The following is a 13,548-nucleotide window of genomic DNA, read 5'->3' as shown; positions in this document are numbered from 1 at the left end:
AAGGCGCAGCAAAACGACTGTGGCCCGCGAGGCTTGATTATTGCTACGATATGGAAACCCTGACAAGACATTCTGGCGCTGGTTTCGCATGATGACGCGTGTGACTGCTGTTACAGCAGGGGCTTGCTCGGCACCGGGCGTTACCTGGGGGCAGATTCTCGACATGCCGGGGTGCAGAGGGTCTCGACGCGATACAGGGGAGACGAACCGGCGTTCTTCTCAATTAACCCTGTACAGCGAGCCGACCTGTGAAATAACGTAACTGAACTGAAATCGCCTGACCAAGATCCGGGCGATACCGTCATCGCACAACGGTGCGGATGAGATCAGGAGACCCCCCAATGACGTCCGGAAACGGAGCGGACCCAGCGGGCGAGGCGCCCGGCCTGAGCTGGGCTGCGGTCGCGTTCCCGGATGTCTCGACGGCCAGTGGCCGGGCCGGGCGGTGATGCCATGACGGTACGACTTCTCACCAACATCGGCCGGCTCTGGACCGGCAACGACGTCTGCAGCAACGCCGCGATCCTCGTCCACAACGACCGCATCGCGTGGGTCGGCCGCGCCGCCGACCTGCCGCAGAGCGTCCCCGGAGTCGTCGACGACATCGTCGACGTCGACCACGTCGAGAACCTCGGCGGCGCGCTCGTGACGCCGGGCCTCATCGACGCGCACACCCACCCCGTGTACGCGGGCAACCGCTGGGCCGAGATGGCCATGCGCTCCGGCGGCTCCACGCCGAGCGCGATCACCGCCGCGGGCGGGGGCATCGGCTCCACCGTCACGGTCACCCGCGGCACCGACCCGTGGACCCTGTGCAACGGCGTCCGCGAGCGGCTGCGCGACTGGCTGCTCAACGGCACCACGACCGTCGAGGCCAAGACCGGCTACCACCTCACCCGCGACGGCGAGCTGGCCGACGTGCGGCTGCTCCGTGAGCTTGAGAAAGAGCCCATGATGCCGCGCGTGCACGTCACCTTCCTCGCCGCCCACGTCGTGCCTCCCGAGTACTTCGGACGCCAGCGCGACTACGTCGAGGCCGTCGGCTCCTGGTGCGCCGACGCCGCCGCGGCGGGCGCCGACAGCGTCGACGTCTACTGCGACGACGGGCACTTCAGCACCGACGAGGCCCGCTGGGTGCTCGCCTCAGGCCGCAACGTCGGCCTGCTGCCCCGCATCCACGCCGGCACCGACAAGCGGCGCGGCGCCGTCCAGCTCGCGGCCGAGCTCGGCTGCGCGTCGGCCGACCTTCTCCACAACACCACCGACGAGGACATCGCCCTTCTCGCGCGGTACGGCGTGCCCGCGGTGGTCTGCCCGGGCACGGCGCTGCAGCAGGGCAGCCTTCCCCCGGTCCGGCGGATGCTCGCGCAGGGCGTCACCGTCGCGCTCGGCAGCGACCACAACCCCGGTCACTGCGGCATCACCTCGATGTCCCTGGTGATCAGCCTCGCGGTCGCCGCGTTCGGCATCAGCGTCGGCGACGCGCTACGGGCCGCCACCCTCGGCGGGGCCACCGTCCTGGGCGCCCCTGACCGCGGTGTCCTCGCTCCGGGCCGCCTCGCCGACATCGTCCAGTGGGACGCCGACCACGAGGGCGCCTTCGCCTGGGGCTTCGGCCTCAAGCCCCGCCGCGTATGGCGCGGCGGCACCCCCGTCCAGTAGGTCCCGCTTTCACCCACCCAGGGTGCGCCACGGCACCGGCGTCCAGTAGGTCCCGCTTTCACCCACCCAGGGTGCGCCACGGCACCGGCGTCCAGCAGGTCCGCCCTCAACCCACTCAGAGTGCGGCACGGTACCCGCGTCCGGTACCTTTCGCCGGGTTCTGCCGCGGGTAGCCTTCGGTCATGTCGCAACCGGTCACCGTGGTCACGGACTCCACCGCCTACCTCGACCCCGATGAAGCCGAGCGGCTGGGCGTCATCGTGATCCCGCTCCAGGTGGTCGTCGGAAGCCGCACGCTCGACGACGTCGCCCAGATCGACGCCGAGGGCGTCGCCTCGGCGCTCCGCGAGTGGTCGCCCGTCTCCACGTCCCGGCCGGCTCCTCAGCGCTTCGCCGACGCGTACGAGCTCGCCGCCGCGCGTGGGGCGGCGGGTGTGGTCTCCATCCACCTTTCCGGTGCGATGTCCGGCACCGTGGACGCGGCGCGGATCGCGGCCGAGGACGCGTTGATCCCCGTTGAGGTCGTCGACAGCCGTTCGCTGGCCATGGGGCTGGGCTTCCCCGTGCTCGCCGCGGCACTGGCGGCCCGTCGCGGCGGCGACGTGGCCGGCGTGGCGGGAGCCGCGCGGACGTGCGCGGAGGCGACGAAGAGCTTCTTCTACGTCGACACCCTCGAACACCTGCGCCGGGGAGGACGCCTCGGAGCCTCCGCGACCCTCCTCGGATCAGCGTTGTCGATCAAGCCACTGCTGCACATCACGGAGGGGGCCATCGCGCCCCTGGAGAAGGTCCGTACGGCCGGCAGGGCGATCGCCAGGCTGGAGGACCTCGCGGTACGGGCGGCGGGTGGCGGGCCGGTCGACGTCGCCGTGCACCACCTGGCGGCCGCCGGACGAGCACGCACGCTGGCGGACCACCTGACCAAGCGGATCCCCGGCCTGGTGAGGCTCCGCGTGGTCGAGGTCGGCCCGGCCGTCGGCGTACACGTCGGCCCCGGCATGCTCGGCGTCACCGTGACCCCCGCCCTCCCCACCGAGCACCAGCCCCCCACGTGATCTCCGCGTGCACCCCCGTCCCAGCGAGGACGAGCCCTCCACGTGATCTCGGCGTGTACTCCCATATCCCAGTGAGGGCCGGTCTTTGACGTGGTCTTCCGCGTGTACTCCCATATCCGAGCGAGGGCCGGTCTTTGACGTGGTCTTCCGCGTGTACTCCCATATCCGAGCGAGGATCAGCCCTTCACGTGATCGTCAGCGCTGACCTCTGGCTTTCCCGGTCAGGACCTGTCTTCCCCCGTGGTCTCTCCGTCATCTGAGGCGGTTATCCACAGAGCCGCGTTCGGTCGGGAGTTGGAGGCGTGGGCTGCCTAACGTCGCTCTCGTGCGAACAGTGGACAGGCCCCCCGAGAGCGAGATCGGCGAGTCCCGCCTCCGCGCCCTGACCCCTCTGGGCCAACCGCGGGCGCCCCGGCACCCCGGCGACCGCTCCGAACATGACCCCCCGCCCGGCCCCGATCCCGTGCCCGCCTCCAATCCCGCCCTCGAACGCGCTCCCGCTCCCGCCTCCGGATCCGCGTTCGAGCCTGCATCCAGACCTGCGCTCGGGCCTGCGTTCGGGCGCGGGCCGGCTCTCGCTCCCGGTCCCGCCTTCGGCCCTGAGCCTGCCTTTGGCCCTGAGCCTGCCTTTGGCCCCGATCCTGCGTTCGACCCTGGGCCCTTCCCGGGTCACGGCCTCGGGCCTGCGCCTGTTCCTGGTTACGACGTCGGGCCTGCGCCTGTTCCTGGTTACGACGTCGGGCCTGCGCCTGTTCCGGGTTCTGGCCTCGGGCCTGTGCCTGTTCCGGGTTCTGGCCTCGGGCCTGTTCCGGGTTCTGGCCTCGGGCCTGTTCCGGGTTCTGGCCTCGGGCCTGTTCCGGGTTCTGGGCCGGCGGGGTGGGGGCGGTCGGAGCCGGTGCCCTTCCGGTCCGTCCGGTCTCGGCTGGGTGATGTCGTTTCCCAGCATGGTCCACTTCTCGATCCCGGGCGGCCGGGTCTTCGTGTGCTGCTGGTCCTCGGCTTGCTGGCGGCCCTGGTCGGGGGTGTCTACGCATGGCGATCACGGCCGGTTGCCGAACCGCTGGGCCCCCCTGTCCCTCTCACCGGTCCCCTGGAGACCTCTCCCGCAGCGGCACCGATACCGACACCGACACCGACCGCACAGGTGATCGTCCAAGTGGCCGGCAAGGTGAGGAAACCGGGCGTGATCACGCTTCCCATCGGCTCACGGGTGGCCGACGCGGTGACCGCCGCCGGGGGAGTGCGTGCCGGCGCGACCGCAGGGGGTCTCAACCTCGCCCGGAAGCTGACCGACGGTGAGCAGATCATCGTCGGGGCACCCAGTCGTCCCGGCCTCACGCCGGTTCCCCCCTCTGACCCCACCCTGGGGGTCGACGCTCCGCTCGACCTGAACGTCGCCACGCCCACCCAACTGGAGACGTTGCCCGGCGTCGGAGAGGTGCTCGCCGGCCGCATCGTGGAGTTCCGCCAGACCCACTCGGGGTTCCGCAGCGTCGACCAGCTCCGCGAGGTGACGGGCATCGGCGAGAGGAAGTTCGCCGATCTGCGCGACAAGGTACGCGTATGACGCCCCGCACGCCTTCCGACGAGCGACTGCGGCAGGCGCATTCCCTGCGCCTCGTGCCGCCCGCGCTCGCAGCCTGGGGTGCCTCCCTGGTGCTGCTGGGCTGTTCCGTACGCACCGACGTGATCACGGCTCTGGTCGCCTTGGCCGGCATGGCGGCCCTCACCACTTGGAGAGCACGGTCCTTTGCGAGGGGCTCCAGGGCTGAGCGGGGCGAGGGGACCGCAGCCTGGGGAAACGGGGGCGAGCGAGGCAAGGGGAGCGAGCAGTGGAAGGACAGTGGGTGGAGGAAGTCGAGTGAGCGATGGAAGGCAGGTGAGCCCTGGGGTCCTTGGAAAGCAGAGCGGCGTTGGAGGGGGAGCAGGTGGTGGAGGGGGAGTGGGTGGTGGAACACCGGGGTCGCGGTGGCGGGGTGTGTCGCGGCGGTCGCGGGGGCGGTGGGGTTTCGGGTTCACGCGGTCGGTACGGGCCCGGTGGCCGAGCTCGCCGAGAGACGGGCTGTGGTCACGGTCGAGATGACGATCACCGCCGATCCCCGAGTCCTTCCCGGCCGCAGCGGTGTCGTACGACGTGATCGCGTGATCGTGGAAGGCTCGGTCGAGATCGTCGAGGCATCCGGTGAGCGCTTCTCGACCCGGGCACCGGTGGTCGTGTTCGCCCAAGGGGCTGAATGGGTCACCCTGCTGCCCAGCCAGCGGATACGGGCCGGCGGCAGGCTGAGCCCGGCGGAACCGGGAGAGCTGACTGCCGCGATCCTCACGGTCAGATCACCGCCCGAGGTGATGAGCGGTCCATCCCCGCCGCAACGCGTCGCCGCGGCCCTCCGTGCGGGGCTGAGACAGGCCGTGGGAGTCCTCCCTCCCGCCGAGCGCGGGTTGCTTCCGGGCCTCGTGGTCGGCGATGTGTCGCTCATGGATGAGCAGGTCAAATACGACCTCAAAACGGCGGGGCTCAGCCATCTGACGGCGGTGTCCGGGGCGAACCTGGCCGTGATCGCCGGCATGGTGATCGCCTTGGGGCGGGTGGCGGGGCTGCCTCTGGCCGTCCGGGCGATTCTCGCGGTCATCGCCATGCTGGGGTTCGCCGTGGTCGCGCGACCGTCGCCGAGCGTGCTCCGTGCCCTGGTGATGGGTTCGGTGGCGGCCGTGGCGCTCGGCACCGGTCGTTCCAGGGACGGCGTCGCGGCCCTCTCGGCGACCGTCCTCGGATTGATCCTTTTCGACCCCGCGCTGGCCCGGGAGTACGGCTTCGCGCTCTCGGTCTTCGCGACCGGAGGCATCCTGGTGCTGGCGCCCAGGTGGCGTGACCGCATGGATCGGCGGATGCCTCGCTGGGCGGCCGAGGCGATAGCGGTGCCCTGCGCGGCCCAGGCGGCCGTGACGCCCCTGCTCGTGCTCATGTCCGGTGGGCTGGAGCTTGTCGCCGTTCCTGCCAACCTGCTCGCGGGACCGGCCGTGGCTCCCGCGACGATTCTGGGCTTCGCGGCGGCGATGGTGGCACCCGTGAGCGTGGAGGTGGCGAGCTGGCTCGTCCGTCCCGCCGGGTACGCGGTCGGCTGGATCATCTGGGTGGCCCGGGAGGCCGCGGCCCTGCCCGCCGCGACCTTGCCATGGCCCGGGGGAGCGGTCGGCCTCCTGCTGCTCGCGGCCACCGCCTTGATCGCCTGGTTCCTGCTGCGGCGCGCGGTGTGGCGCGTCATGGTCTGCGCGGTCGCGGCCGGGCTGGCCCTCGCCGCGCTGCTCGTACGGCCGCTCGTCGCGTCCTGGCCGCCACCCGGATGGCTTCTCGTGGCCTGTGACATCGGGCAGGGTGACGCGCTGGTCCTGTCCGCAGGAGGAGCGCGGGCGGTAGTGATCGACACGGGGCCTGATCCCATGGCCGTGGACCGCTGCCTCCGTACGCTCGGCGTGAGACAGGTGCCGTTGCTGATCCTCACCCATCCGCACTTCGACCACGTCGGCGGCCTGGACGGGGTGTTTCGCGGCAGGCCGGTGGGGGCCGTGGTGGTGAGTCCGGGCCACGGGCCGGGGCAGGAGAGCGCGCGGATATCGGCCGATCTCGGGCGCCGCCACGTCCCCGAATGGGTGGCTTCACCGGGCATGGTGTGGAATCTCGGTCCCGCCACGCTGAGCGTTCTCGGGCCCATGCCGGAGGCGGTGCCGGCGGGTCCCGGAGAGGGCTCCATGACGAACAACGCCAGCATCGTGATCCATGTGCGGTGGGCGGCCGGTTCGGCTCTGCTGTCAGGCGATGTCGAGACAGAGGCGCAGACGGAGTTGCTGCGGCGCGGCCTGCCCGCGGCCGACATCCTCAAGATTCCCCATCACGGGTCCGCGCGCCAGGATCCGGCTTTCCTGGCGGCCACAGGGGCCCGGGCCGCGCTGATCAGTGTCGGCGCGGGCAACGACTACGGCCACCCGTCCCCGCTGACGCTCAGCCGCCTGCGTGACCTCGGCATGCGCGTCTACCGGACCGACCAAGGAGGAGACCTCGCTGTGACAACCGACCACGGCCACCTGTCGATCGTCCCCCGCCACCAGTGAATCCATGGGGCCGTGGGTCTTAGGCGGCCGTGTGCTTGGCGCGGAACTCGGTGTCGAGATCGGCGGCGTAGATCGACCGGCGGCACGTGGCACAGCGGTAGAGGATGGGACCGTCATCGAGCATCGCTCCGCACCGAGGGCAGTCGTGGCGGTTCGGGTTGGTCTTCATAGCGGTTTCACCTCCTCTTTTACTGTTCGTTGCTTCAAGAATGGCCGAGGATACCTGCAGTTCGATTGTCGACGGCTTGCATTGTCACCAGTGGTACGCAAGCGAGGTCCTGTGACGAGCGGGCTCCGGCGTCGAAGCCGTGGATCACCACAGACTGGGCGACCGTCCGGCACTTGCCAAGGCTCCGAGGCCGACTCCGGGGTCTTCCTGACGCGGAATACCGGATGCCGGGTCTCGCCGTACGGGCAGGGCCGACCGGTTCCCACGAGCGTGACCGAGGGTTCGGGGGTGCCCGAGTTCGGCCATGGCGCCGAGGTGACAGCACCTGTGGTCCTTTGGCATGCGCGGGCCACTGACGCCGTCGGGGCCTCAGGCTCGGGAAGTCCATCTCTCGATGAACGGATCCACTCGCTTTCGCCGGGAAAGGCCCCCTTGGCGCGGTCCCGGACCGGAGCCCGGCGCCTGGTCTCTCCCAGCGCCGCACTCCGACTCCAGAGCCGCGCTGGGGGGAGGGCCGTTCTCCGAAGGGCAAGTTCAGGCTACAGCGTTTTACCTGGTAGTTGCCTCAATGGGCGGGTAAAGACGCTTGGCCGCGCGCGGCGGAGGCGGTAGCCGGGTGCTGGGGAGGCGGGGGCTGGATTCTGCGTGGGCCGGATGCTGCGTGGGTCAGGGTCGGGTGTTGGGGAGGCGGGGGCCGGATGCCGCGTGGGCCAGGGTCGGGGGCTGGGGAGAGGCCGGGGCCGGATGCTGCGGGGGGCAGGGCCAGGGCCAGGGCCGGGGCCGGGTGGCGGGGAGGGGGCAGATGCTGGAGAGGCCGGGGTCGGGTGCTGGGAGAGGGTTCGGGCCGGGTGCTGGGGAGGTTGGTCGCCGGGTTGCCGCTTGGTCGTCGGGACGTGGCATGCTGCTCGCATGGCGACGGATCCAGCCCTTGTGACCCTCGTGCTCGGCGACGAGGAGTTGCTCGCCGACCGGGCGGTGAGCTCGGTGATCGCGGCGGCGCGTGCCGGCGACCCGGATGCCCAGGTGCACGATCTGATCGGCGGCAAGGTGGAGCCCGGCGAGCTGACCCGCCTGACCTCGCCCTCTCTCTTCGGTGACCGCGCCATCGTGGTGTTCCGGTCGGCGCAGGACCTGGGCAAGGACGCCGTGGCCGAGGTCGTGACCTACGCCAAGAGACCGTCCGAGGATGCCGTGGTCGTGCTCGTGCACCCAGGCGGTGTGAAAGGCAAGGCGCTGGTCGACGGTGTGAAGAAGGCCGGTGCCGCCGTCATCACGGTCACCAAACTGACCAAGGCGGGCGAACGCCTCGACTTCATCAAGGCCGAGATGAGGAACGCCGGTCGGTCGATCAGCGCCGGGGCCGCTCAGGCGCTCCTGGACGCCGTCGGCAACGACCTCAGGGAGCTGGCCGCCGCGTGCGGCCAGCTCGCCTTCGACACTCCGGGGAAGGCCGTCGACGAGACCGCCGTCGCGCGTTACCACCGGGGCCGGGCGGAGGTCAGCGGGTTCACCGTCGCCGACAAGGCGGTCGAGGGGAAGCTGGGGGAAGCGCTCGAACAGCTTCGGTGGGCACTGGCGACCGGGGTGGCCCCCGTGCTGATCGTGAGCGCGCTGGCGGGAGGGGTGCGGTCGCTGGCGAAGGTGGGCAGCGCTCCGCGCAACCTGCGCGGCGGGCAGCTCGCGAGCCATGTCGGCATGCCCCCATGGAAGATCGACCGGGTCAAGCGCCAGCTCAACGGCTGGGGACCGGAAGGAATCGCCCGGGCCATGCAGGCCGTCGCGGTCGCCGACGAGCAGGTCAAGGGCGGCGGCACCGACCCGGCCTACGCTCTGGAGCGCACCCTCCAGGTCATCGTCACCAGCCGCACCGGCCGCTGAAACTACGGTCCTACGGCTTGGCCAGCCGCACTGGCCGCTGAACGACGGTCCTACGGCTTGGCCAGCCGCACTGGCCGCTGAACGACGGTCCTACGGCTTGACCAGCCGCACCGGCCGCTGAAACTACGGCCCTACGGCTTGATCGTCTTCCGCATGGTCTGGCCGTTGTCCAAATTGGTCTGCTGCCATTCGGTTTGGGTGCTCTCGTCCGATGGGCGGCCAGGTCCCGGTGCCCGGTGCGTACGGCCTGATCGCCTCTTGTGTGGTTGATCGCGGTGGCGGCCGGCCGGGGAGGGGTCAGGCCGGGGTGGGGGCGGGGGACGCGAAGGCGCCGTCGTGGAGTTCCAGGACACGGTCCGCGAGGGTCATCAGGCTGGGGTCGTGGGTGGCGACCAGGGCCGTGACGCCCTCGCTCCGGACGACGGCGCGCAGGAGCTGCATGATCTGCCGCCCCGTCTGCGAGTCGAGTTGCCCGGTCGGCTCGTCGGCGATCAGCAGGCGCGGCCGGTTGGCCAGTGAGCGGGCGACCGCGACGCGTTGCTGCTGGCCGCCGGAGAGCTCGTAGGGCCGCTGGTTCATGTGCTTCTCCAGCCCGACCATCGACAGGAGCATCCGGATGCGCTCGTCGCGTTCGGCGGCGGGCGTGCGCGAGAGGCGCAGCGGCACGCCGACGTTCTCCGCCGCCGACAGGACCGGGATCAGCCCGAACGACTGGAAGATGAACCCGATCACGTCGCGCCGCAGCCCGAGCAGCTCCGCCTCGGGCAGTTCGGTGACGGGACGCCCGGCCACGACCACGTGCCCGCCGTCCGGACGGTCCAGCCCTCCGACCAGGTTGAGCAGCGTGGTCTTCCCCGAGCCCGAGCGCCCCCGGATGGCGATCAGCTCGCCCGGGTACGCCTCGAAGGAGACGTCGTGGAGGGCCACGACCTCCTTGGGTCCGGTCCGATAGACCTTGCGGAGCCCCTCGACGACGACCAGCGGATTTTCGGCGGGCCCGGGGGAGGGGTCGGTGGGGCGGGTGGTCACTGGGGGTCCTCCGGGCGGGGCTTGTCCGGCCATACTCCGATGTGGTCGCGCTCAAGCTCCAGCCGTACCCGGCGTTCCATGTCGAGCGCGTTCGTGAAGTCCCTGGGCAGCTGGAGACGTCCCACTCGGTCGAGCACGGCGTACTCCTCGGCGATGATCTCGCCTTCCGCCGACGCGCGGCGCAGCGTCTCGCTGCTCGTACGCCCGTCACGGATGCCCACCGTGCGGTCCACCTGCTCCGACACCAGCGCGTCGTGCGTCACGACCACGGCCGTGACACCGAGCTCCCTGTTGGCCTGGCGCAGCGCGGCGAAGACCTGCTCGGAGTTCTCGGTGTCCAGCTCGCCGGTCGGCTCGTCGGCGAGGATGACCTCGGGCGAGTTGGCCAGCGCGACCGCGATGGCCACCCGCTGCTGCTCGCCGCCGGACATCTGGTCCGGCCTGCGGTCTGCGCAGTAGGCGACCCCGAGCAGCTCCAGCAGCTCGTCGGCGCGTGCCACGGAGGCGCGTCCCCTGGCCAGGCGCATCGGCAGCCGTACGTTATCCCGGGCGGTGAGGTAGGGCAGCAGGTTGCGGGCGGTCTGCTGCCAGATGAACCCCACGACCTCGCGGCGGTAGCGGAGCCGGTCCTTGGCGGTCATGGCCAGCAGGTCCGTCCCGGCCACGCGCGCGATCCCGGCGGTCGGGACGTCCAGACCGGAGAGCACGTTCAGCAGCGTCGACTTGCCCGATCCCGACGCGCCCACGATGGCGATCAGCTCGCCCTGCTCGATGAGCAGGTCCAGGCCCTGGAGCGCCACCACCTCGACGCCTTCGGTCTTGTAGATGCGGACCAGGTTGTCACACAGGATGTGCGCGTGCTCGCCGAAGGCCGGCCGCACATGTGAGGCCTCGGCCTCCAGTTCGGAGAGCGTGGGAGTGTCCAGATCCAACTCAGTCACCTACTCGGAGGATGGAGCCCAGGGACCGGCGGCGGCCGATCACGGCGTGCAGGAACGCGCCGGCCACGGCGACGGCGGCGAGCCCGGCGGCCAGCAGCATCGGCGTGGTGAGGCTGAGCTCGTACGCCTGGATGGACAGGTCGCCGGCGTAGATGCCGAGGTCGAGGCCTGGGCCGAGGGCCGGTGGCAGGCCGATGCCGAGCAGGAGCCCCGCGCACGCCGTGAGCACGATCAGCGGGGTGATCTCCAGCATGGTGAGGCCCGCCGCCTGGCGTTCCGACAACCCGAGCGTACGGAGGAACGACAGTGCCCGCGCGCGTTCGGCGGCGCCGACGACAAGGGCGATCATGACGGTGAGCAGCGCGTACACGGCCAGGGCGATGGTCACGAGCATGAAGCTGTTCTTGATCGTGGAGGCGAGCGGCGAGCGGTTCACCTTGGCGAGGGCCTCGTCGAAGGTCGACACATGGATGTCCGGCCGGTTGCCCGCCGCCGCTCGCAGCGCCGCCCCGTCGATGCCGTCGCCCTCGATGAGCAGGGTGTTCGTGTACGTCCGCGCCCCGGCCCGCTTCGAGGAGTCGTACGGCATCACGATCAGCTTGTCCTCGGCGAAGGTCAGGCCGGCGAGCCCTCCGGTGATGACGCCCTTCTTGGTGAGGTTCATGCGGACGTGCCAGCCGATGTCGAAGGTGGTCAGGTTCGCGAGACCGGGGGAGACGAGGACGGGGATGGCGGGAGGGGGCAGGTCCGGCGCGGAGGGCGGCACACTGAGCGGGGTGCCGGCGACGATCCGGCGGTAGGCGTCGAGGTCCACGGCGAGGACGATGGCGGTCCTGCCGCTCAACCCGATCTGCGCCACGCCCCGGTCCGCCGGCACGACCGTACGGACGCCCGGCACGCGGCGGATCTTCTCGACGACGTCGGGCGGGAGCTCCGCCGCGCGGTCCACCCGCGCGGCGGCCCCCGTGGCCATCCAGGCGGCACGGCGCTGGGTGGAGTCCAGGGTCGCCCCGACCACGGACCCGTACACCGAGACGGCCAGCGCCGGGAGCAGGATCAGCACGGGCAGGGCGGTGACCGACCTGGCGCGGGCCGCCAGGGTCAGCCCGACGAACGGCACGGCGGGCCGCGCCCGCGCGGCGAGCCAGACGATCAGGCGCAGCGGATACGGATAGCAGCGCAACGTGATCAACGCGACGGACACGGTGAGCGCCGCGGGGACGAACATCAGGAAGGGGTCGGAGCCCAGGGCGGCGACCCCGGTGGTGAGCCCCCGGCTGCGGAGCAGGAAGGCGCCGCCCAGCGCGAGCGCGACGACCACGACTTCCAGCATCGTCCTGCGGGGGGACGGCCGCCGGGCAGCCACGTCCTCGCGGCGTTCCTGGAGCGGCCTGCGATGGACGAACGCGACCCGGACGGCCGCGAATGCCACCGTGCTCACCACGATGAGCAGGGGGGCCGCGTGGACGATCCGCGTCACGGGACCGGGCAGCAAATAGGACAGCCCGTAGCCCGCGAGGACGGCCGGGACGACGACCAGCGTGACCGTGCTCACGACCGCCCGGACGAGCTCCTCCATCGAGGCGCCCCGGGCGCGGGCCAGGGTGAGCGCGGGGCGCATGCGCTCGGTCATCAGCTGTACGGCGAGGGCGAGCACGCCGGCCGCCACGACGACGAGGCCGCCGAGGATGAGGAACATCAGCGCCTGAGCGGTCGCGAGCCGTTTCAGGAAGTCCGTCAGAATCCGGCCCAGCGCCGTGTCGAGCTGGAGCCCGGCGAATCCGGCGACCAGCCGGTAGTCGGTGACCGAGCCCGCGTTCGTCCGGACCAGGAAGGACTGGAACTCGTCCAGGCCCTGGATCACGTCGGGCGCGTTACGGGCGTCCACGGAGGGGGTGCTGATCCCGATGACCCAGCTGTATTTCAGGTCCCGGTCCGCGGTGTTGAGCTGCGCCAGCCCGCTCTCGCTGGTGAGCGCGGTGATGTGCAGCTCTTCGGTGTCCGCGGGAGTGCGCCGTGCGGTGACCTGGATCGTGTCGAGGTTGTGCGCCCAGAACGCGTCGGCGGGGGCCACCGGCTCGAACAGGCCGGTGACGCGCGCGAGCGCGGGATGGCTGTTGCCGAGCACCAGGGTGGTGCCGACGGGGATGGCCATCCTCGCGGAGGCGCTCCTGGCGATCGCGACGTCGAAGCGCTTGATGTCCTTCAGCGTCGGATGCCCGGGCACGCTCGCCACGGTGGCCGGCGGCCCCGGCGCGCTTCCCTCCACGTAGCGCACGCGCTTGTCGACCCCGGACAGCCAGGCGAGGTCGACGAACTGAGCCCCCGGCTGAGGGGACCCGACGCGGTCGGCCACCGGGGTTCCGTACGTCTTGGCGGCGAAGTGGCTGTCGTCGCCCTCACCGGAGCTCAGCACGGAGGTGAGGGCCGGCGGCAGGCCGGCACGCAGGTTCTTGTCCTTGTCCCTGAACCGCGCCTCGCTGGTGAGGTTCTGTTCCTCCAGCCTCGGCTGGAGCCTGACGACCACGTCCGTGAGGCTCGCGGGGCTGTCGTGCATGATGCCGTGCAGGGCCTCGTCATAGGAGGCCTCGAAGCCGCGTGGCAGGCCGGCGACCAGCAGCGACGCGCTCAGCGCCAGCAGCGCGAGCAGGGCCGCCGGCCCCCGGTGGACCCTGAGCAGGACAAAGGGGTTCATCGGTCCTCCCCG

9 protein-coding genes are annotated in these 13,548 nt (G+C 71.1%); 5 read left to right on the top strand and 4 right to left on the bottom strand.

Translation table 11 applies throughout. From position 1 onward, the window contains the following. The first annotated feature begins 453 nt into the window (after positions 1–453). The 4 genes from ACGFIV_RS02550 to ACGFIV_RS02535 all read left to right on the top strand — a co-directional run bounded on the left by ACGFIV_RS02550 (position 454) and on the right by ACGFIV_RS02535 (position 6,824). On the top strand, positions 454–1,662 hold the full coding sequence (locus tag ACGFIV_RS02550; protein ID WP_358548260.1) for an amidohydrolase family protein: 1,209 nt from the start codon (positions 454–456) through the stop codon (positions 1,660–1,662). A 182-nt stretch (positions 1,663–1,844) separates the two neighbouring features. Further along, positions 1,845–2,717 carry a DegV family protein gene (locus ACGFIV_RS02545; RefSeq protein ID WP_358548257.1) on the top strand — a complete coding sequence of 291 codons (873 nt, stop codon included), beginning with the start codon at positions 1,845–1,847 and terminating at the stop codon, positions 2,715–2,717. A 325-nt stretch (positions 2,718–3,042) separates the two neighbouring features. Beyond that, complete coding sequence (locus ACGFIV_RS02540; protein WP_392831291.1) at positions 3,043–4,284, top strand: helix-hairpin-helix domain-containing protein; 1,242 nt, start codon at positions 3,043–3,045, stop codon at positions 4,282–4,284. A gap of 401 nt (positions 4,285–4,685) precedes the next feature. After that, the gene (locus tag ACGFIV_RS02535) at positions 4,686–6,824 is read left to right on the top strand and encodes a ComEC/Rec2 family competence protein (protein ID WP_392831289.1); all 2,139 of its coding nucleotides are present in this window, start codon (positions 4,686–4,688) and stop codon (positions 6,822–6,824) included. A gap of 19 nt (positions 6,825–6,843) precedes the next feature. Here the strand turns inward: ACGFIV_RS02535 and ACGFIV_RS02530 are convergent, their stop codons facing one another. Continuing rightward, on the bottom strand, positions 6,844–6,993 hold the full coding sequence (locus ACGFIV_RS02530; RefSeq protein WP_358548250.1) for a hypothetical protein: 150 nt from the start codon (positions 6,991–6,993) through the stop codon (positions 6,844–6,846). Positions 6,994–7,902: 909 nt separating this feature from the next. Between ACGFIV_RS02530 and holA the strand changes: the two genes are divergently transcribed. Beyond that, positions 7,903–8,871 (top strand): DNA polymerase III subunit delta, encoded by a 969-nt coding sequence (holA, locus tag ACGFIV_RS02525; RefSeq protein WP_358548247.1) that lies wholly within the window; start codon positions 7,903–7,905, stop codon positions 8,869–8,871. Positions 8,872–9,168: 297 nt separating this feature from the next. On the opposite strand, the gene ACGFIV_RS02520 is transcribed toward holA, so the two are convergent. The 3 genes from ACGFIV_RS02520 to ACGFIV_RS02510 are packed head-to-tail and all read right to left on the bottom strand — an operon-like array spanning position 9,169 to position 13,536. Further along, positions 9,169–9,900, bottom strand: a complete 732-nt coding sequence (locus ACGFIV_RS02520) for an ABC transporter ATP-binding protein (RefSeq protein ID WP_358548244.1) — start codon at positions 9,898–9,900, stop codon at positions 9,169–9,171. Continuing rightward, positions 9,897–10,841 carry an ABC transporter ATP-binding protein gene (locus tag ACGFIV_RS02515; protein WP_358548241.1) on the bottom strand — a complete coding sequence of 315 codons (945 nt, stop codon included), beginning with the start codon at positions 10,839–10,841 and terminating at the stop codon, positions 9,897–9,899. Before ACGFIV_RS02515 ends, ACGFIV_RS02520 begins: the two co-directional genes overlap by 4 nt. Continuing rightward, positions 10,834–13,536, bottom strand: coding sequence for an FtsX-like permease family protein (locus tag ACGFIV_RS02510; protein WP_392831283.1), 2,703 nt, complete (start codon positions 13,534–13,536; stop codon positions 10,834–10,836). Before ACGFIV_RS02510 ends, ACGFIV_RS02515 begins: the two co-directional genes overlap by 8 nt. Positions 13,537–13,548 lie beyond the last annotated feature (12 nt).

This window comes from Sphaerisporangium sp. NPDC049003, from assembly GCF_043197795.1.
Lineage (GTDB): Bacteria > Actinomycetota > Actinomycetes > Streptosporangiales > Streptosporangiaceae > Sphaerisporangium.
This window is presented reverse-complemented; position numbering and strand designations above follow the sequence as displayed.